This is a genomic window from Lysinibacillus fusiformis, assembly GCF_016925635.1.
Taxonomy (GTDB): Bacteria; Bacillota; Bacilli; order Bacillales_A; family Planococcaceae; genus Lysinibacillus; species Lysinibacillus fusiformis_F.
This window is the reverse complement of record NZ_CP070490.1, coordinates 2,888,384-2,907,968: the sequence shown is the minus strand read 5'-3', so window position 1 is coordinate 2,907,968 and position 19,585 is coordinate 2,888,384. Positions and strand designations below refer to the sequence as shown.

Annotated in this window: 15 protein-coding genes; 3 read left to right on the top strand and 12 right to left on the bottom strand. The window is 38.0% G+C overall.

Going from position 1 to position 19,585, the window contains the following annotated elements; genetic code table 11:
* Positions 1-2: 2 nt before the first annotated feature.
* From rsgA to JTI58_RS14045, 12 genes are all read right to left on the bottom strand, one after another.
* The gene (gene rsgA, locus JTI58_RS14100) at positions 3-887 is read right to left on the bottom strand and encodes a ribosome small subunit-dependent GTPase A (protein ID WP_205441902.1); all 885 of its coding nucleotides are present in this window, start codon (positions 885-887) and stop codon (positions 3-5) included.
* Between the two features lie 11 nt (positions 888-898).
* A complete protein-coding gene (gene pknB / locus JTI58_RS14095) occupies positions 899-2,887 on the bottom strand; it encodes a Stk1 family PASTA domain-containing Ser/Thr kinase (RefSeq protein WP_205441901.1) in 1,989 nt (662 codons plus the stop codon).
* Between the two features lie 2 nt (positions 2,888-2,889).
* Entirely contained in the window at positions 2,890-3,639 is a 750-nt protein-coding gene (locus tag JTI58_RS14090; protein ID WP_205441900.1) for a Stp1/IreP family PP2C-type Ser/Thr phosphatase, read from the bottom strand.
* A gap of 6 nt (positions 3,640-3,645) precedes the next feature.
* A complete protein-coding gene (gene rlmN / locus JTI58_RS14085) occupies positions 3,646-4,788 on the bottom strand; it encodes a dual-specificity RNA methyltransferase RlmN (protein ID WP_243456039.1) in 1,143 nt (380 codons plus the stop codon).
* Complete coding sequence (gene rsmB / locus JTI58_RS14080; protein ID WP_205441899.1) at positions 4,788-6,149, bottom strand: 16S rRNA (cytosine(967)-C(5))-methyltransferase RsmB; 1,362 nt, start codon at positions 6,147-6,149, stop codon at positions 4,788-4,790. Before rsmB ends, rlmN begins: the two co-directional genes overlap by 1 nt.
* Positions 6,146-7,087: a methionyl-tRNA formyltransferase gene (fmt, locus tag JTI58_RS14075; protein WP_205441898.1), complete on the bottom strand. Its 942-nt coding sequence runs from the start codon at positions 7,085-7,087 to the stop codon at positions 6,146-6,148. Before fmt ends, rsmB begins: the two co-directional genes overlap by 4 nt.
* A 1-nt stretch (position 7,088) precedes the next feature.
* A complete protein-coding gene (def, locus tag JTI58_RS14070) occupies positions 7,089-7,583 on the bottom strand; it encodes a peptide deformylase (protein ID WP_205441897.1) in 495 nt (164 codons plus the stop codon).
* Positions 7,584-7,674: 91 nt separating this feature from the next.
* On the bottom strand, positions 7,675-10,086 hold the full coding sequence (gene priA / locus JTI58_RS14065) for a primosomal protein N' (RefSeq protein WP_205441896.1): 2,412 nt from the start codon (positions 10,084-10,086) through the stop codon (positions 7,675-7,677).
* Positions 10,083-11,087, bottom strand: coding sequence for a bifunctional phosphopantothenoylcysteine decarboxylase/phosphopantothenate--cysteine ligase CoaBC (gene coaBC, locus JTI58_RS14060; RefSeq protein ID WP_205441895.1), 1,005 nt, complete (start codon positions 11,085-11,087; stop codon positions 10,083-10,085). The genes priA and coaBC overlap by 4 nt, the downstream gene beginning before the upstream one ends.
* Before the next feature lie 130 nt (positions 11,088-11,217).
* Positions 11,218-11,445 (bottom strand): DNA-directed RNA polymerase subunit omega, encoded by a 228-nt coding sequence (rpoZ, locus tag JTI58_RS14055; protein ID WP_205441894.1) that lies wholly within the window; start codon positions 11,443-11,445, stop codon positions 11,218-11,220.
* A gap of 4 nt (positions 11,446-11,449) precedes the next feature.
* Positions 11,450-12,067 (bottom strand): guanylate kinase, encoded by a 618-nt coding sequence (gene gmk / locus JTI58_RS14050; RefSeq protein WP_205441893.1) that lies wholly within the window; start codon positions 12,065-12,067, stop codon positions 11,450-11,452.
* Positions 12,068-12,110: 43 nt separating this feature from the next.
* Positions 12,111-12,986, bottom strand: coding sequence for a YicC/YloC family endoribonuclease (locus tag JTI58_RS14045; protein WP_205441892.1), 876 nt, complete (start codon positions 12,984-12,986; stop codon positions 12,111-12,113).
* A 261-nt stretch (positions 12,987-13,247) separates the two neighbouring features.
* On the opposite strand from JTI58_RS14045, the gene JTI58_RS14040 reads away from it, so the two are divergent.
* The 3 genes from JTI58_RS14040 to JTI58_RS14030 all read left to right on the top strand — a co-directional run bounded on the left by JTI58_RS14040 (position 13,248) and on the right by JTI58_RS14030 (position 19,462).
* Positions 13,248-14,945 carry an Rqc2 family fibronectin-binding protein gene (locus JTI58_RS14040; protein ID WP_205447287.1) on the top strand — a complete coding sequence of 566 codons (1,698 nt, stop codon included), beginning with the start codon at positions 13,248-13,250 and terminating at the stop codon, positions 14,943-14,945.
* 253 nt (positions 14,946-15,198) lie between these two features.
* Positions 15,199-16,884, top strand: a complete 1,686-nt coding sequence (locus JTI58_RS14035) for a methyl-accepting chemotaxis protein (RefSeq protein WP_205441891.1) — start codon at positions 15,199-15,201, stop codon at positions 16,882-16,884.
* Positions 16,885-17,794: 910 nt separating this feature from the next.
* Positions 17,795-19,462 (top strand): peptide ABC transporter substrate-binding protein, encoded by a 1,668-nt coding sequence (locus JTI58_RS14030; RefSeq protein ID WP_205441890.1) that lies wholly within the window; start codon positions 17,795-17,797, stop codon positions 19,460-19,462.
* Positions 19,463-19,585: the final 123 nt, after the last annotated feature.

Genomic DNA, 19,585 nt, shown 5'->3' with positions numbered 1-19,585 from the left:
CATTAATACCTCGGCTTTCGATCCATAATTTCTTGCATAAATTGTTCATAATGCTTGTAGCGGTAGTCCCGAATTTCTCCTGATTCTACTGCTGCCTTTACTGCACATTTGGGCTCTTTCAAGTGTAAGCATCCTCTGAATTTACAATTATCCGCTACTCTAGCCATTTCAGGAAAACATACACCTAATTCTTCTTTATCAATTTCGTCAAAATCAAAGGAACTAAATCCAGGCGTATCTGCCAATAAACCATCACAGACCTCTATCAATTCGACATGACGAGTGGTATGTTTTCCTCGTCCTAAGCTTTGGGATATAATATCAGTTTTTAAGTTCAACTCTGGAATGAGTGTATTGAGCAAGGTTGATTTCCCAACGCCTGATTGGCCAGCTAGAACAGTGGTTTTTTCCTTTAAAATAGGACGTAATCGTTCAACTAATTCTTCTTCATCTTTATATGTTTGCAAAACTGTATAGCCCATGCTTTCATAATCTGCTATATAATTTTGTAATTCCGCACGTTCGTCATTTTCTAGCAGATCCATTTTTGTTAAACAAATAATAGGGTGTACATGGAATGATTCTAACACAACTAAAAAGCGATCCAGTAAAATGGTATTGAAATTGGGCTCTTTTACGGAAAATACCAAAATGCCTTGATCAATATTAGCAATTGGTGGACGCACCAACTCATTTTGACGCTCTAAAATCTTTTGTATAGTCCCATCAGAACCTTCTGTTTCCATTGTATACTCTACAATATCGCCGACAAGTGGCGATTCGCCACGATTACGAAATACTCCACGTCCTCGACATTGAATCAGTTGATGTCCATCAAATACATAATAATAACCGCTTAATGCTTTTCTTATTTGGCCTTGCGCCATCCAATTCCTCCTTAATCGACATCATTATAATTAACTTTGCCTTCTAAAATTATTTCTGAGTCACGGATTATTCTATAACTCGCATCTTTGCCATCTTCAATTGTAAGCTGAATGTTGTATGGCGTATCACTTAAAATTTCAAATACTTCAACAGGTTCAGACAATGTATGATTTTTATCTTGAATTTCAATTCGAATGTTTTGAGCTATTCCCTCTTCTGTAGGTTTATACTCAATTTCTACAGGTATGAGACGTAGTTTATCAGGTTGTTTCGCTGGTCCTTTACTTATTACAACCGATAGCATAGAACCTTCTTCTACCATAGTACCCGCTTTTGTCAATTGCGAAATTACACTGCCAGCTGGGATCGACTCATGATATTCTTCACGAGATATACGCCAATTAAGCCCCACTCTATTCACATAGTCATCCATATCAGCTTTCGTATAATTTACAACGTTTTCAACCCTTACCATCCTAACTCCTTGGCTTACTTTAAACGTGATGGTTTCCTCTTTTGCTACTACTTCTGTATCCGCTGGAATACTTTGCTCAATAATCCTGCCTTCTGGTTCACGCGAAGGAACATCCTCTTTTATTACATCTTTATACTTACCTTTCAATAAAGCTTCCACCTGACTATAATTCTGACCCACATAATTATCTACAGTCGTCATCTCTACACCTAAACTAACGATTAAGTCTACCTCTGAGCCTTTTTCACGTAATGAATTCTTTGCTGGGTCCGTTTCAATGACCTTTCCCTTTTCAATTTCCTCATGATTTCGCTCCTGATGCTCTTCACCAACAACAAATCCATCTGCTTCTAATTTTTTTGTCGCTTCCTCTATTGTTAAGTTTACTACATCCGGTATAGCCACTTTTTTCGGGCTAAATAAATCTTTTGCAAATATAAAGAATAAGAAAATGACAATCGCTGCAATAAATAGTCCTGCAACATACTTTGGCCAATTTTTCTTCTTTGCCTTAACGGGAACTGGTTTTTCTACAGGCTTTTTAGGCTGTGGTTGAGATGGAGCTTTAGCTTCCATAATCGGTTCAATCACTCTTGTTTTGGTTAAATCTTCGTCTTTTTTATGCATCTGCTCTTTAATGATGGGAATAGCCTTCGTCACATCATTATCCACAGGTATGACAAATTTGGGATTGTTGATTCTAGATGGTGATAGAACGGTTTCCAAATCTTCATACATTTCTTCCACTGTAGTATAACGATGGGACGCATCTTTGGCAGTAGCCTTTAGTACTACATTTTCCAAGCTCTGAGGAATCGTTGCATCAAAAGCACGGACAGAAGGCGTTTCTGCTTGTAAATGCTTAAGTGCAATTGAAACAGCCGATTCACCAGAAAATGGAAGTTCACCTGTTAATAATTCATACAACACAATACCGAGTGCATAAATATCCGATTTGTTTGTAGCCGTACCACCACGAGCTTGCTCTGGCGATAAATAATGCACCGTACCAAGCACAGAGTTTGTTTGAGTAAACGATGTAGCACTTAACGTCATGGCAATACCAAAATCCGTAATTTTCACATTGCCTTCTGCATCCATTAAAATATTTTGCGGTTTAATATCACGGTGGATAATATGGTTTTCATGGGCATTGGCAATGGCAGATGTTAATTGCTTCATAATATGCACACTTCTCGCAGGAGAAATCGGTGCAAATTCTTGTATGTACTGCTTTAATGTTTTTCCTTGAACATATTCCATCACAATATAATGTAGATCTCCATCGTCACCTACATCATAAACACTAACAATATTCGGATGTGTAAGACTTGTAGCAGACAGTGCCTCACGTTGAAAACGTCGATGTAATTCATCCTCATTGGAAAAATCATAGCGTAATATTTTAATGGCTACATCACGATTTAAGATCATATCATGTGCTAAATAAACATTGGACATACCTCCGCCACCAATGAGTTCTATAATTTTATAACGGTCACTAATTCTTTTACCTACAAGCATTCTTACACCTCCTCATCCTTTTTTGTTAGTAGCACGAGGGAGATGTTGTCTTCTCCCCCGCTGGCATTTGCTAATTCTACAAGTTTACGTCCCTTCTCCCCAATGGAATCTGGATACGTAATAATAGATGCCATTTCATAAACAGTTAGTTTATTGCTTAATCCGTCTGAACAAATGAGTAAATACGATTCTGATGCTAAATCTACTTCATAAAAGTCTGGTTCAATTGTTTCCTCTGTTCCAACTGCCTTTAAGATGAAATTTTTCTTTGGATGTGTCAAAGCTTCTTCTTCGCTTATCTCACCATTTTCAACCAAGACGTTCACATATGAATGATCTCTTGTTATTTGTTGTGCACCATCTTCAAAGAAATAATACACACGACTATCTCCAACATGTGCAATGAAGCAATGTTGTTCTTCGATTAACACCGCAATAAACGTCGTGCCCATTCCTTTACAGTCTTCATGTGATAAAGAATAGTCATATATAGTTTTATTCAATTGCTTAACTGTTTGTAATAACCATTCTTTTTTTGATGTTGTGGATACAAAATGATGTGTGTCTGCCTGTAAAAAAAAGGATTCCATCTGTTTGATTGCCATATCACTTGCTACATCACCAGCATTATGACCACCCATGCCGTCTGCTACAAGTGCTAGTGCAAGCCCATCTGGACGTTTAAAGAATGCAGCACGGTCCTCATTAATGGATCGTTTTAAACCAATATCACTTTCGACTGTGTATTCCAATACTGGTCACCTCGTTTCTTCAGATCTCTCTTGTGCACGTAATTGACCACACGCAGCAGCGATATCTGAACCTTGCTCTCGGCGGATCGTTACGTTAATACCATTTTTCTTTAATGTTTTTTCAAAAGCAAAAATTTGACTACGAGACGTACGAACATAATCACGTTCTGGTACATAGTTTACAGGGATTAAGTTGACATGACATTTAATTCCTTTAATTAATGCAGATAACTCTTCAGCAATTTCTACTGAGTCATTTTCGCCAGACATTAATCCATACTCAAAACTCACTCGTCGACCTGTTTTTTTAGTATAGTATCGCACAGCTTCCATTAATTCTTCCAATTTATAAGCACGAGCAATTGGCATGAGCTTTTGACGTGCTTCCTGATTTGGTGCATGCAGCGAAACAGCAAAGTTAATTTGTAATTGTTCATCTGCAAATTGATAAATTTTCGGAACAATACCAGATGTTGATACTGTAATATGACGTGCACCGATATTTAAACCTTTTTCATGGTTGATCACTTTTAAGAAGTTCATCATTGCATCATAATTATCGAAAGGTTCGCCAATACCCATAATGACAATATGTGATACTCGCTCGCCCAATTCATCTAATGTTTGCTGCACTTTGACAACTTGCTCCACAATTTCTCCTGCCAATAAATGTCGCTTCAAACCACCTAAAGTAGAAGCACAAAACGTACAGCCAATTCGACAGCCAACTTGTGTAGTTACACAAACAGAATTTCCATACTCATGGCGCATTAATACAGTTTCTATTGAATAACCATCCTGTAATTGAAATAAAAATTTAATGGTACCATCTTTAGATTCTTGTTTAATAATGGTTGATAGTGTGGATAATGCAAAATTTGCAGTTAGCTTTTCGCGTAATCCCTTTGAAAGGTTTGACATTTCTTCAAATGTCTTTACACGTTTATTATACAACCAGTCAAAAATTTGAGCAGCACGGAAAGGCTTTTCGCCATTTTCCTTTAACCATTCTTCTAATTGATGAGGCTGTAAAGAATAAATGGATTCTTTTAAATTTGGTTTTTCTTTTTTTTCACGTCGAACGGGCTTTTCTTCCGCTTCTTCAACTAAATCGTTAATACGTTCATTAAATTTCTCTTGATCCACCATTAGTTGGATTCTCCTTTTTTACGAAAGGCGGCGACAAAGAAACCGTCACTGCCAAAGTCTTGTGGAAAGACTTGAAGCATGCCATTAGCTTGCTTTTCCGCTAATTTTGTTGGTAAAGATTCTAGTTGTATAGCTTCCATTTCTGGATGTGCTGTTAAAAAGGCTTTCACTGTGCCTTCGTTTTCCTCTATGTCGACTGTACACGTACTATATACAAGCTTACCATCTATTTTCAATACTTTCGTAGCTGCATCGAGTAAAGCTAACTGGATTTTTTGAAGACTTTCTAAATCTTCTTCTCGCTTTGTATATTTAATATCTGGCTTACGTCGCATAACCCCTAATCCACTACACGGTGCATCGACTAAAATAGCATCAAAAGACGCTGCTTGTAAAAATTCCGGTGCTTTCCGTCCATCGATTGGGGCTGTTTCAACAATATCAAGCCCTAGACGCTCTGTATTATGGTCGATTAAATCTAATTTATGTGGATGAAGGTCTGTTGCTAAAATGGAACCTTCATTTTTCATTATTTCGGCTATATGTGTTGTTTTTCCACCAGGTGCCGCGCACATATCCAAGACACGCATACCTGGAGATGGATTTAGCACGTTAGCAGGTATCATTGAACTTTCATCCTGAATAGTAATCATACCTTCTTTGAAGGCTTTTGTACGAGCTGGTTGACCGTTTGTAATGTGTAAGCACTCTGGTATAACATCGCTTTGCTTAGCAGTTAATCCTTCTGCCTCTAACTCGGCAATAGCTTGCTCAACAGTTGCTTTTGTTGTATTAACACGCACTGTCTGCACAGGTGGTCTATTATTTTCATGCAACATTTCAGTCGCTACTTCCAGACCGTAGTTATCAACAAATCGTTGTACTAGCCAAACTGGATGACTTGTTTCAATAGAAAGACGCTCAATTGAATCTGCTATGTCATCTGTTGAAGGGACTCCACTGCGTAACACCGATCTTAATACGCCATTGACCGTCGAAGCAATCCCACGATGTCCTCGACGCTTGGCAATTTCTACTGCCTCGTTTACTGCAGCGTGTGGAGGGATACGTGTTAAATAATGGATTTGATACAACGATATTCTTAATAACCAGCGCACCCAATGATCGATTGAACCGCGAATAAACGGCTCTAAATAATAATCAAGCGTCATTTTATGCTGTAAAGTACCATACGTTATTTCAGTTAATAAAGCACGATCTTTTGCTTCAATTTTATGTCGTTTAATTGTTTCATTTAGCAGTAAGTTGCTATAGGCCTGATTTTTATCAACTGCTAAGAGAATTGATAATGCGGCATCTCGTACATTGCCATCCCAAATCACTACACTTTTTTTACTCATTGAAATTGGTCCCCAATCTGTAATTTAGAACCTGTCCCACGTAAATATTCCTCTGCGGTCATGCGCTTTTTACCAGCTGGTTGCACATCATATAATGCTAAAGTTGTCCCATTGCCAGCTGCTACCACAAAATGATCTTTTTCGATTGCCACCACTGTACCTGGATTAGCCTCATGCTTACTTTTGCCAATAGTTGCCCACCAAATTTTAAAATGACCATCCTCAAAAGTCGTATAAGCAACAGGCCACGGATGAAGACCGCGCACTTGATTGTATAAAGTAGCAGCATCGTTTGTCCAATCGATACGTTCCTGCTCCCTCGAAATATTACTTGCAAAGGTAACTTGAGCCTCATCTTGAACTGTACGGTTATTTGTACCATTTATAATAGAAGGAAGTGTTTCCTTAAGTAAGTCACACCCCACTACGCTTAGCTTATCAAAAAGTCCACCAGTATGATCATCTTCCTCAATAGGAATTGCTTTTTGAGAGATAATATCTCCCGCATCAAGCTTTTCTGCCATATACATGATTGTTACCCCGGTTTCTTTTTCACCATCCATGATGGCTTGGTGAATCGGAGCACCTCCACGATATTTTGGTAATAGTGAGGCATGGACATTAATACAGCCAAGAGCTGGTGCATCCAATAGCTCTTTTGGTAGTATTTGTCCAAATGCTGCTGTTATCACTAAATCGGGCTGTAAAGCAAGAATTTGCTGTAACTCCTCAGAGCCACACAATTTTTCGGGTTGAATAATAGGTAAGCCAAGTTCCAAAGCTGTTGCCTTCACAGGCGGCGGTGTTAGTACTCGCTTACGCCCAACCGGACGATCTGGTTGGGTCACAACTGCTTTAATAGCATAACCTTCATCATGTAGCATACGCAAAATAGGTGCGGAGAAGTCAGGTGTCCCCATAAAAACGATAGATGTCATTTTATTCCTCCTCTTCTGCGTACATTTCTTCTAGTTCTTCTGCTGTGACAATACGCTTGATTTTTGAATCAAAAAGCACACCATCTAAATGATCCAGTTCATGTAAAATTGCACGGGCATCAAAGCCACCTGCCTCTAATTCATAAACACGTCCTTCACGATCACATGCTTCAATTTTGACATAACTAGGACGTTCCACTTCTCCATATAACCCTGGAAAGCTCAAGCATCCTTCAATATCTACTTCTGCTCCATCCGTTTCAACGACAGTTGGATTAATCATTTCTAAAATATCACGTTCTTCACCTAGTTCAACAATTGCTACCCGTAACCCTACATCTATTTGCGGTGCAGCAATACCTACGCCATCATATTCCACCATTGTGTCATATAAATCATCAAGTAATGTAATAATTTCATCATTAATTTCTGTCACTTCAGCACACGGTGTTGATAGTACTTTTGCTGGGTTTTCGATTACTTTTTTTATGGCCATTATTATTTCCTCATTTCTGCTTTAAAGCTAGTGCACTAACTGATTGTTTCTTTTACAATTTTTAAATGATCATGCTATTATTTCACGCTAACTATATAGTAGACGGATCTAAATCTACCGTCATTAATATTCCTTGTTTAATCCACTCTGCTCTATACATGGCAAGTAGGCGTTGTAACACGGGAATTAGATTTGGTTCAATTTTATATTTTATCAAACATTGATAACGATATCTATTTTGGAGACGAGCAATACTCGCAGTTGTTGGTCCTATAATGGCTACTTGATTCGATAAGTTTCCTCGCAACCAATCCGCCACTCGACCTGCATATTCAGCAGCCATCATAACATCTTCATGAGATACTTGAATAAGAGCTACAAAATAATAGGGTGGATAGTTGGAACGTCGTCGTAAAAACATCTCTCGTTCATAAAATGGTTCATAATCCTGCGTTTTAGCCAATTCAATTGCATAATGCTCCGGTGTATACGTCTGGATGATGACTTCCCCTGGTTTATCATGTCGCCCAGCCCTTCCACTTACCTGTGTTAATAGCTGAAATGTACGCTCTGCTGCCCGATAATCAGGTAAATGTAAGGATGTGTCGGCACTCAGTACACCGACTAGCGTAATATTAGGAAAATCAAGACCTTTTGCAATCATTTGAGTCCCAAGTAAAATATCTGCTTGACCCGCTCCAAATGTCTCCAATATCTCTTCATGTGCCCCTTTATGCTTTGTAGTATCTACATCCATACGTAACACTCTTGCCTCTGGGAACAACTTATACAGCTCTTCTTCCACTTTTTGTGTACCTGTACCAAAATAACGAATATGATCACTTTGACATTGCGGACATGTTTGAGGGACATGTTCCTCGTAACCACAATAATGACATTTCAATTTTTCAGTTGTTCGATGATAGGTTAAGGAAATATCACAATTTGGACATTGGACGACTGTCCCACAATCTCGACAGAGTACAAATGATGAATAGCCACGACGATTTAAAAACAGCACCATTTGCTCATTTTTCTCAAGTCTTAAACGGATCGCTTCAATTAGTGATTGAGAAAACATCGAACGATTACCTTGTCTCAGCTCTTCACGCATATCTGCTATAAAAACAGTCGGCAAAGCCTGATGTAAAGCGCGGTATTTTAATGAGAGTAGCGTATACACTCCCTTTTTGGCTCTTGCAAATGACTCTAACGCTGGTGTTGCACTGCCTAAAATTATAGGACATTTGTAAAACGCACTACGCCAAATGGCGACATCCCTTGCATGGTAACGTGGAGAATCTTCTTGTTTATATGTTGATTCGTGTTCTTCATCCAAAATAATAAGGCCAATATTTCTAAAGGGAGCAAAAATAGCGGAACGAGCACCAACCACTACTTTCACTTTGCCTTGTTGGATTCTGCGCCACTCATCATATTTCTCACCAACAGATAAACCACTATGCATAACAGCAACCATCTCCCCAAAGCGGCTGCGGAATCGCTCAGTCATTTGAGGTGTCAAAGAGATTTCAGGTACGAGCATAATAGCTTCTTTCCCATCATCTAGCACCTGTTGGATGGCTTGTAAATAAACCTCCGTCTTACCGCTCCCTGTTACACCGTGTAACAAAAAGGTTTGCGCTTGCTGTTGCTCCATAGCTGTAGAAATAGCTTGTAGCGCAACTTGCTGCTCATCTGTTAACGGTAAAGCATCTGTACGTGATACATCCTTTGTAAACGGATCACGAAACACTTCTTCTTGTATAAAATGAGCAGCTCCTTTGTCAATCACTGCCTCTAATACCGATAAGGAGACACCGGTTTCCTCACAAATTTGCTGAGGTGTTGCTATTTCTCCTAGATGTTGACACATCCATTGCAGTAATAGACGTTGTTTAACTGCCCTAGATGACAGTTCCAAAGCCTGTTCAACAAGTTGCAGGTCTTTTGTAATTTGAACCATCCGAATTTCCTTGACATTCCCTTGTTGCTTTACAACATTTTCAATGGTAACAATATTGTCTGCAACCAATTCTTTTAATAAAGGAAGTAAACCAGCTCGTTCAAATTCTTTAAAATTAGCTTGTTGACGCTTACCGAATATAGCCTGTACCTCTAGTGGCAGTTGTTGACCCTGCTGTAGCTTAACCATTTTTTCATACTTGGCCCGAAGTGCAGATGGTAACATCACTTGCAAGGCATCTATTTCATAACAAATCGTATCGTTCTTCAACCACTTCGCCATTTGCAGCATCTCTTCTGTCAGGACTGGCTCCATATCTAAAATTTGAGTGATTGCTTTTAGTTTATTCAGCGGGACATCCGTTTCTTTTTTTAATCCAACGATAAAACCTAAGACATTTCTTGGACCAAATGGTACTTTAACACGACATCCTAATTCTATGACATTAATCCATTCTACGGGTACTTGATAGTCAAATGGACGGTCTACATGGTAAGTAGAGACATCTACAATGACCTCTGCTATCAAAAAGCTCATTGCTCCTCACCTTTTATAATATAAGCCCATACTGTTTGAGCAAAAAGCTGTGGGTTAATTGTAGCCAAAAATTGTCCGTTTAGCTGCGCTTTTTCACTAAAATCAATCCATCTCTCAGAAAATATGTTAAGCATTGGTGTGCCTTGCACTCTTTGTCCAAAAGTGATCGCTTTTATTCCTTCTACAGAAATGATCGGCGCTTCCTCGATCGTCGGCACATTTGCTGCATGGATCAATAATGCTTGGGGATATTGGATTTTATAGGCTTCAAGTTGTTGAATAACATCAAACAAATTGCTATTTTCTATTTCAATTACATGTGCGCCAAGCAACCTTGCCTCATGCGCTAAAGCTCGTCCTATAGATCCATTTGCCTGTGGGCAGATCATATGCTGCTCATCCAACGGTATATGCAGGGCACCTGCTGTCACTAATACTGTTTTACCTGTTAATGGTTTTGTTTTTCCTGAAAAAAAATCTTGAACAAGTGCAGAAATTTTTTCAGGCTCCTCTAGACGTCCCTTCCCGACATAGCCACATGCTAAAAACCCCTCTGAAGGCTCAATAAATTTGTAACCATCAGCTGATAGCCTATCCAAATTACGTTTTACTGCTGGATGATCGTACATGTGTACATTCATAGCCGGTGCAATCCATACAGGTGCTGTCGTAGCAAGCAGGGTTGTTGTAACCATATCATCTGCGATACCATTGGCCATTTTGCCAATCATATTTGCCGTAGCGGGCGCCACTAAAATTAAATCGGCCCAGTCTGCTAAGTCTATATGAGCAATCACACTTGAATTTTTTTCATCAAATGTGTCAAAATAAACATCATTTTTGGACATCACTTGAAAACTTAATGGATTCACAAACTGTCTAGCAGAGGCCGTCATGATGACTTTTACGTTGGCCCCTGCCTGTGAAAGCTTGCTAACGAGCGCAACAGCCTTATATACGGCAATTCCGCCTGAAACACATAGTAAAATATTTTTATTCATGCTAGGTGTCGTCCTTTCAAATGATAAGCTCCCAAAGAAGGATTCCCTGGGAGCTTTCGGCATTCTGTATAATCAAAATCTACTGCTAACTAGACTAGCATGCATGTAAAGCAAAGCACTTTACATGATGTTAGATTTCGTCCTCGTACACAGCTGACTCATCCTGTGATACTTTCGTAAGTACACCTGCCGCTACTTCTTCAAGTGCTTTCCCTACATATTTATAGGAAACATATTTGTGTAAGCGTTCTGTGTCTTGCTCTTCTTGCATTTGGCGAGCACGTTTAGAAGCAAGGCTCACTAATGAATATTTTGAATCGATTTCTTTTTTTAAGGCGTCTACTGATGGGTATAACATTGTTTTATTCTCCTCTCAACATTGACAAATATCTTTTTTCAACACGTTCTCTACGACAATGCTCGGCTTTTATAATCGCATTTATACGATCACAGGCATTCGTCACTTCATCATTCTCCACAACATAATCATACAAGCTCATCATTTCAAGTTCTTCACTTGCAGTAGCAATGCGTTTGGCAATGATATCTTCAGTTTCTGTCCCACGTCCAACTAAACGATCTTTTAATTCCGTTAAACTTGGAGGGGCTAAGAAAATAAATAAGGCATCTGGTGCTTTTTTACGAATTTGTGCCGCACCCTGCACTTCGATTTCTAAAAATACATCACGACCTGCATCTAGTGTTTCATTTACATAAGCTAGTGGTGTTCCATAATAGTTACCGACAAATTCAGCGTGCTCTAATAAGCCGCCTTGTTCAATTAACGCTTCAAATTCATCACGTGTCTTGAAAAAATAGTCTACACCATCTACTTCACCTTCGCGAGGATTTCGTGTTGTCATCGAGATGGAATACTCATAATTCGTATTCGGCTGAGAAAATAATTCTTTTCGCACTGTCCCTTTACCTACACCAGATGGGCCAGACAGAACAATTAATAATCCACGTTCTTTTATCATTTATTCTCTATATCTCCCTTAATTTATAACAGACACGTGCAAGTTATTCGATGTTTTGCACTTGCTCACGCATCTTTTCTAAAATTGTTTTCGCCTGAACAACAGCTACTGCTGCTTCTGTAGATTGATTTTTCGAACCAATCGTATTGATCTCGCGATGTATTTCCTGCATTAAAAAGTCTAATTTACGTCCAACGGAAATCGTTTCAAGTAATGTTTCCTCCAGTTGGTTGAAGTGACTATCTAATCTGTCTAATTCTTCGGAGATGTCTACTCGTTCTGCAAAAATCGCTACTTCCGCTAGTAAACGATCTTCTAGCAAAGTGCCATTTGCAATTTCAGTAATTCGCTCTATTAATCGTGTACGATATTTTTCAACAGCAAGAGAGGAACACAAGCGAATCTGATTTACTTGCTCTATCAACTGTTCTTTATATTGTACAACAACTTCTTGCAATTCTTGCCCTTCACGCTCACGCATTTGTATGAGCTGTTCAATCGCTTGTGAAATCGCTTGTTCAACAGCACTGAGCAAATCCTCTGGTGTAAGCTGTGGTTTTTGCTGTACAAGTGCCTGCTCTAACGATAAAAGCTCTTGCATCGTCCATTTTTCTTCAAGTGGTACTTTACTTGCTAACTGCTCTTTTGCCTTACGATACGCTTCAATTAATGACCAATTAATCTCAATAGATTGCTCTACGTTCTCTAAGTCCTTCACATATACCATCACATCAATTTTGCCGCGTGACAAAGCTTGAGAAATTAGTTTCTTTGCAAAAATTTCTGCTTCAAGCCATTCTTTCGGAAATTTTGCGTTAATTTCTAAAAATCGATGGTTGACCGAGCGCATTTCCACGGTTAATTGAAAGTCTCTAGTTGTTGTGACACCTCTGCCAAAACCAGTCATACTACGCACCAAGGTTCGTCACACCTTTCTTTGCATACTGGAATTATTATAACATAAGCTTTGTCGATTATGACGACTCTCCAAAAAAATTTGGATAAAGTAAAAGCTAATTCTACCACAACTGAAGCTATATTTTAATATTCACCTAAAAAATGCTATGATAAACATACAAAACGTGTATTAGCAGAAGCTTGAAAAGAGTGAATGCAAATGCAACAAGAAAAAAATAGGAAAGTACCAAGATGCTTGCTATCGTTGGAAAGAGGAATTCATATGGCATTTGATGGCTTATTTACTTATTCAATAACTGCCGACCTACAACAGCTGGTCACTGGTCGGATTACAAAAATACATCAACCCAATGCACAAGAAGTTATATTACATGTCCGTGCAAACGGAAAAAATCATAAATTACTGTTTTCTATCCACTCTTCTTATGCACGCGTTCACATAACTGAGCATACGATTGAAAATCCAGCTGAGCCCCCAATGTTTTGTATGCTTTTGCGGAAACATATCGAGGGCGGTTTTATTGCTTCTATAAAACAGCGTGATTTTGATCGCATTATAATAGTAGAAATTGAAAGTAAAAATGAAATTGGTGATCCGATTGTAAGGGAAATACATGCTGAAATTATGGGTAGACATAGTAATCTACTGTTGATTGATCAAGAGCAGGGGAAAATTATTGACAGTTTAAAACATCTACCTCCTTCAGTCAATAGCTTCCGTACCGTGTTACCAGGTCAACCTTATATTGCGCCACCCGTACAAAATAAGTGGAATCCTTTAACTGCAACAGATGAAGAGCTAACAACATTTTTCGCTGAAGCAAAAACCTCAAAAGAGGTAGTACAACAGTTAGCTGGTTTTTCACCTCTTCACGCGGAAGAATTATTGTATCGAATGAAGACAACATCAAATACGCTAGCATGCTTCAAGGATTTTATGACCTCCTTCGCGAACGGTGGGTTGAAACCTATGTACGTACTCTTCAATCATAAAACGTACTTCTCCCCAATCGAGTTAACGCACTTGCACGGAGGGGATATAACAATTTATCCCAATGTCCATGAGCTTCTTGATCGTGTATTCTTTGCACGTGCAGAGCGAGATCGTGTGAAACAACAAGCTGGAGATTTAGAGCGTTGGCTACAAAATGAAATTGATAAACTAGCTTTAAAAACAAAAAAGCTAACCAAAGACTATGAGCGTGCATCCAAGCTCGATCAATTCCAGCTATACGGTGAGCTATTAATGGCGAATATTTATGTCTTTGAAAAAGGAGTCAAGGAAGTAACCGTTACAAATTACTATAGTGAAACTGGCGAAGAGCTAACGATTCCCGTAAGCGAACGTAAAACACCGATTGAAAATGCCCAAAGCTATTACACAAAATATACAAAAGCAAAGAATGCCTTGGTTATGGTTCAAGAGCAGCTAGAAAAAACGACAGAAGAAATTGCCTACTTCGAAATGCTAGCACAGCAAGTTCAACAGGCTTCTCCTGGTGATATTGAGGAAATTCGTGAAGAGCTAGCAGAGCAAGGTTACTTAAAACTACGTCATGCGAAGAAAAAGAAAAAGCAAGTGAAACCTGAACCAGAACGCTATGTTTCTTCCACAGGTGTTACAATTTCTGTTGGAAAAAACAATAAGCAAAATGACATGCTGACATTTAAACTAGCAAAACGGACTGATATTTGGTTACACACAAAGGATATCCCTGGATCTCATGTTGTCATTCATTCAAGTGAGCCAGATGAAACGACATTGCGAGAAGCTGCCACACTAGCCGCCTATTTTTCTAAGGCCAGAGAATCCTCTTCTGTGCCTGTGGATTATACCGAAATACGACAGGTCAAAAAGCCAAATGGAGCCAAACCTGGTTTCGTCATCTATTTTGAACAAAAGACACTGTATATTGACCCTGATGAGGCAGTCATTTTACAGTTAAAGAAACAGTCATAAAGGAAGAAATCGATACAAATTGTATCGGTTTCTTCTTTTTTATAGCGAGAACACGTAATCCGTACTATAAAACGATGAAAACAGCCTTATCTTGATTGATTTTTACAGACAATCTTCCTTATTATAATAACATTATAAAAACATATGAATAATCTGCACTGTTTCCTTCAACGAATATTGACTTCTACTACTCTGAAACGCTAAATTAAAGTATAAAAATTTTTGTAGAGCATTTAGGAAAGGGCGTATCTCTATGTCTGTAGGTAAAAAATTAAGCTTTGGTTTCTTTGCAATTATTCTCACACTAATCATTTCATTGTTTATTATGTTCCTGTTATTTTCAAACATTGAAAAAAAGATTGAAAATGCTTTAGAAGGACATGTTGCCCTTGTAGAATTAGCAGATGATATTCAATTTGAAATGGCCATGCAAGGTCTTTTCATTCGTGCCATCATCATCGAAGACAAACCTGCTAACAAAGAGAGTTTCTCAAAATATGCAAATATGCTCGACACACATGTAGAAGAAATCATAGAAAAATCGAATTCAGCTGAAATGGAAACATATGCACAGGAATTAAAAATTCATAATGATACTTTTAACAAGGCAGCAACTGAAGCAATAGCTCTATTTGAAGCTGGTAATCTAGAAGGTGCTTTGCAAAAGGTGAATGGCGACGTGCAACAAGCGAATAAAGGTATACAAGATGTATCCGATAAAATTGGAAGCTATCAAAAGGAACAACTAGACATTGTGACAAAAGAATCTAAACAGGCCGTGTTTAATTCTCAAATTATTTCCATAATTGCGATCATCATTGGTATCGCTCTAGGTATTTTCCTTATTTTCTATATACAACGGACAATCTCACGCCCTTTAAAATCTGTCGTTCTGGCAGCAAACCATGTAGCTAATGGTGAATTAATTCATCCAGATATTACCCATCATTCAAAAGATGAAATTGGTCAGCTTTCAGCAGCTTTTAATGCCATGAAGGGAAATCTGAAAAATTTATTAACGCATATACAGGACAATGCAGAGCACTTAACAGCTTCTGTAGAGGAACTTTCTGCCTCAACTGAAGAAATTACTGCCACTGCTGACGAAATAACAATTCGGATTAATGAAACAGCTGACGCTGCAGTAGCAGCTACAAGTGCAGCTAACGAAAGTGCACACGCAATGGATGAAACAGCTGTAGGTGTACAACGTATAGCAGAAGCAACTCAACAACTGCATCAGAATGCTATAACAACTTCTGAATTAGCGACAAATGGTAATGTGACAGTAGAAGAAGCTCAGCAACAAATGAATGTGATCCATGAGTCAACACAAATGATTAATAACCTTGTCCAAAAATTGAGTAAGCAATCAGATGAAATTAGTCAAATCACAGCTGTCATTACAGCCATAACCGATCAAACGAATTTATTGGCACTCAATGCAGCTATTGAAGCAGCTAGAGCTGGTGAGCATGGTAAAGGATTTGCGGTTGTAGCAGACGAGGTCCGTAAGTTAGCTGAGGAATCCAAACAATCAGCCAACCAAATCGTTGCCTTAACGTTGGATATACAACAAGATACACACAATGTTGAAAAAGCTGTTTTTGATGGCCTTCACTCTGTTACAGAGGGCGTAAAAATCATCGGACATGCAGGACAAGCCTTTGAAGGAATTGTCAAAGCGATTAATACGATGACAGATCAAATAGAAGATATATCAGCTACCTCTGAAGAAATTTCAGCTAGCGCAGAACAAGTTGCCGCCTCTGTTGCAGAAATTGCTCATGGTGCTTCAACTAGCGCGGATAATACAAAAATTGTAGCTTCAGCAACTAGAGAGCAGTCTATAACAGTGCAACAAGTAAACCAAGTTGCAGCAGATCTAAGCGAAAAGTCCTTAGATTTACAGAATCAAATCAATCAATTTAAACTTTAAATAAAAAAACAGTGCATTTTATATACGTGAATGCACTGTTTTTTGTGCTTTTTTCATATGTCACCATTTAAAATACGGAAGAATATCTTTTAAAACAGCTATTGATAACGTTTTCATTAGGTTAATAAACAGATTTTTAGTAATTATTTGCATAATCAATCCTCTACAGTAAGACAAATGACATCCTCAAAAAAACAATATTATTAATAGGGCTCAACCTGGAAAAATATTGGTTATAATAAAGCAATACTTTTAAAATTTGATTGATGAATAAAACAGAATAGAGTTGCATATATGCATGTATACACCATTCGTTCTAAAATTATTTCAAAAAAACTTAATCTCGTAAACTAGCTTGTCGCTAAATCCATTTTTTTCTTAGTATGGGTACCTTTTTTCATACAAATGCTCATTTTTTTCTTTTCCTTCCCCACAATTGGATAATCCTAGAAAAATACAAAACAAGTTTCTTATATATCATTAATAGATAAAAATAATCATGTTTCGCGATCATAATTTACAAGAAATTACCTGTAAAAGAAACTAATTCACTGAGTTTTACATAGATTTTCTACAAATCTATACAAATTCCTCAAGGTATTACATCCATGACTTTTGATTCATTTTTCAAATATCGATAATATTATCAAAAAAATAGGAATTTTCCGTATAGTAAATCATTTTTTTATTTTTACTTTATTTTTGATATTCAGAATATGTAAATATCAAATTTTTAATATATATGCACTTCGTCTCTTTAGCGTGATAAATCGGAAAAATTTATTATTCTCCTAAATGTCAGATAATACTATATAAATTCGAATCTTTTTTATTTTGTACACAATGATTTTTTTGGTATATTAAATAGGAGCTTCACAAAAGGCTTAAAAATTGTATAAGGGGGATTCACATGAATAAAAACAAAAAGTTTTTATTACTAACAGTTCTTGCAGTATTTTCTTTAGTACTTGCTGCATGTGGCTTTGGTGGAGGAGATTCGTCTAGCAAACCAAAAGACGAAGGAAAAGATTCTGGTTCTACAGAAGAAACAACTTCATCAGGTGGCGAATTAAACGTAGTAGTAGCTTCTGAGCCACCATCACTTCATCCTGCATTAGCAACAGATACAACTTCTGGTGTTATTCTTACAAATACTTTTGAAGGATTAACAACACTTGATGCAGACGCTCGTCCAGTTGCAGCTGCGGCTGAGAGCTGGGAAGTTAGCGAAGACCTAAAAACTTACACGTTCAAATTACGTGATGCAAAATGGTCAAACGGAGATCCAGTAGTAGCTAGTGACTTCGAATACGCTTGGAAATGGGCATTAAACCCAGACAATCTTTCTGAATATGCTTCAATCCTTTACTCAATTAAAGGTGCTGCAGCATACAACAATGGTGAAGGTTCTGCTGATGATGTAGGCGTTAAAGCTGAAGATGAGAAAACATTAGTAGTAACTTTAGAAAACCCAACACCTTACTTCTTAGAATTAACAGCATTCAAAACATATGCACCATTAAACCAAAAAGTAGTTGAAGGTAATGATGAGTGGTATACAGATGCTGGTGAAAACTTTGTAACAAACGGACCATTCGTATTAGATGAGTGGAGACACAACGATACAATCGTATTAAAGAAAAACCCAGAATACTGGGATGCTGATAAAGTGGCTTTAGACACAGTTAATATCGGTATGGTTGAATCTGAAGCAACAGCAGTAACAATGTTCAAAGGTGGCGAAATTGATTACCTTGGAGCACCTTTCCAAACTGTAGCACTTGATGCTATCGATGGATTTAAAGCTGATGGTACATTAAATATCAATGACCAAGCTTCTGTTTACTGGTACAAGCTAAATACAAAAGATAAAATCACTGGAAACGCTAACATCCGTAAAGCGTTAGCATTAGCACTTGATCGTCAAGGTTTAATTGACAACATTACTAAAGGTGAGCAAAAACCTGCATTAGGTATGGTTCCTACTGCTGTTCACGGCTTTGAAGAAGACCGTGGTTACTACAAAGATAACGATATCGAAGGTGCTAAAGCAGCACTTGAAGCAGGTATGAAAGAACTTGGTATTACAAACCCAGCAGATGTAAAAATTAACCTTTCTTACAACACAAGTGAAGCACACGCTGCTATCGCACAATACGTTCAAGAGGGCTGGACTAAAAACCTTGGTATCACTGTAAGTCTAGATAACTCTGAATGGCAAGTTTATTTAGAAAAACTTAACCAATTAGATTACCAAGTTGGCCGTATGGGCTGGGTTGGTGACTACAACGATGCTTATACATTCTTAGAAATGTATGACACTGCTGCAAACGGTAACAATGATACAGGTTGGGAAAATGCAGAATACAAAAAATTATTAGATCAATCTAATACAGAAGCAGATCCAGCGAAGCGCCTTGAGCTTTTAAAACAAGCTGAATCAATTGCTGTTTCTGAGTTCCCAGTTGTTCCAATTTACTACTACACGAACCTTTCTGTAATACAAGATTATGTGAAAGACATGAAGGCAGACATCCTTGGTAACATCTCTCTTAAAGAGGTTAAAGTAGAGAAATAATCAACAATAATTCGCTTATTTAGCTCTACAGCGAAGAGCTGCCTCGTAGCCACTTCGGCGCGAGTCAGCTCTTTTTAAAATACGAAGGCATATATTTGTCTGAAAATTGACAAATAGAAGGAG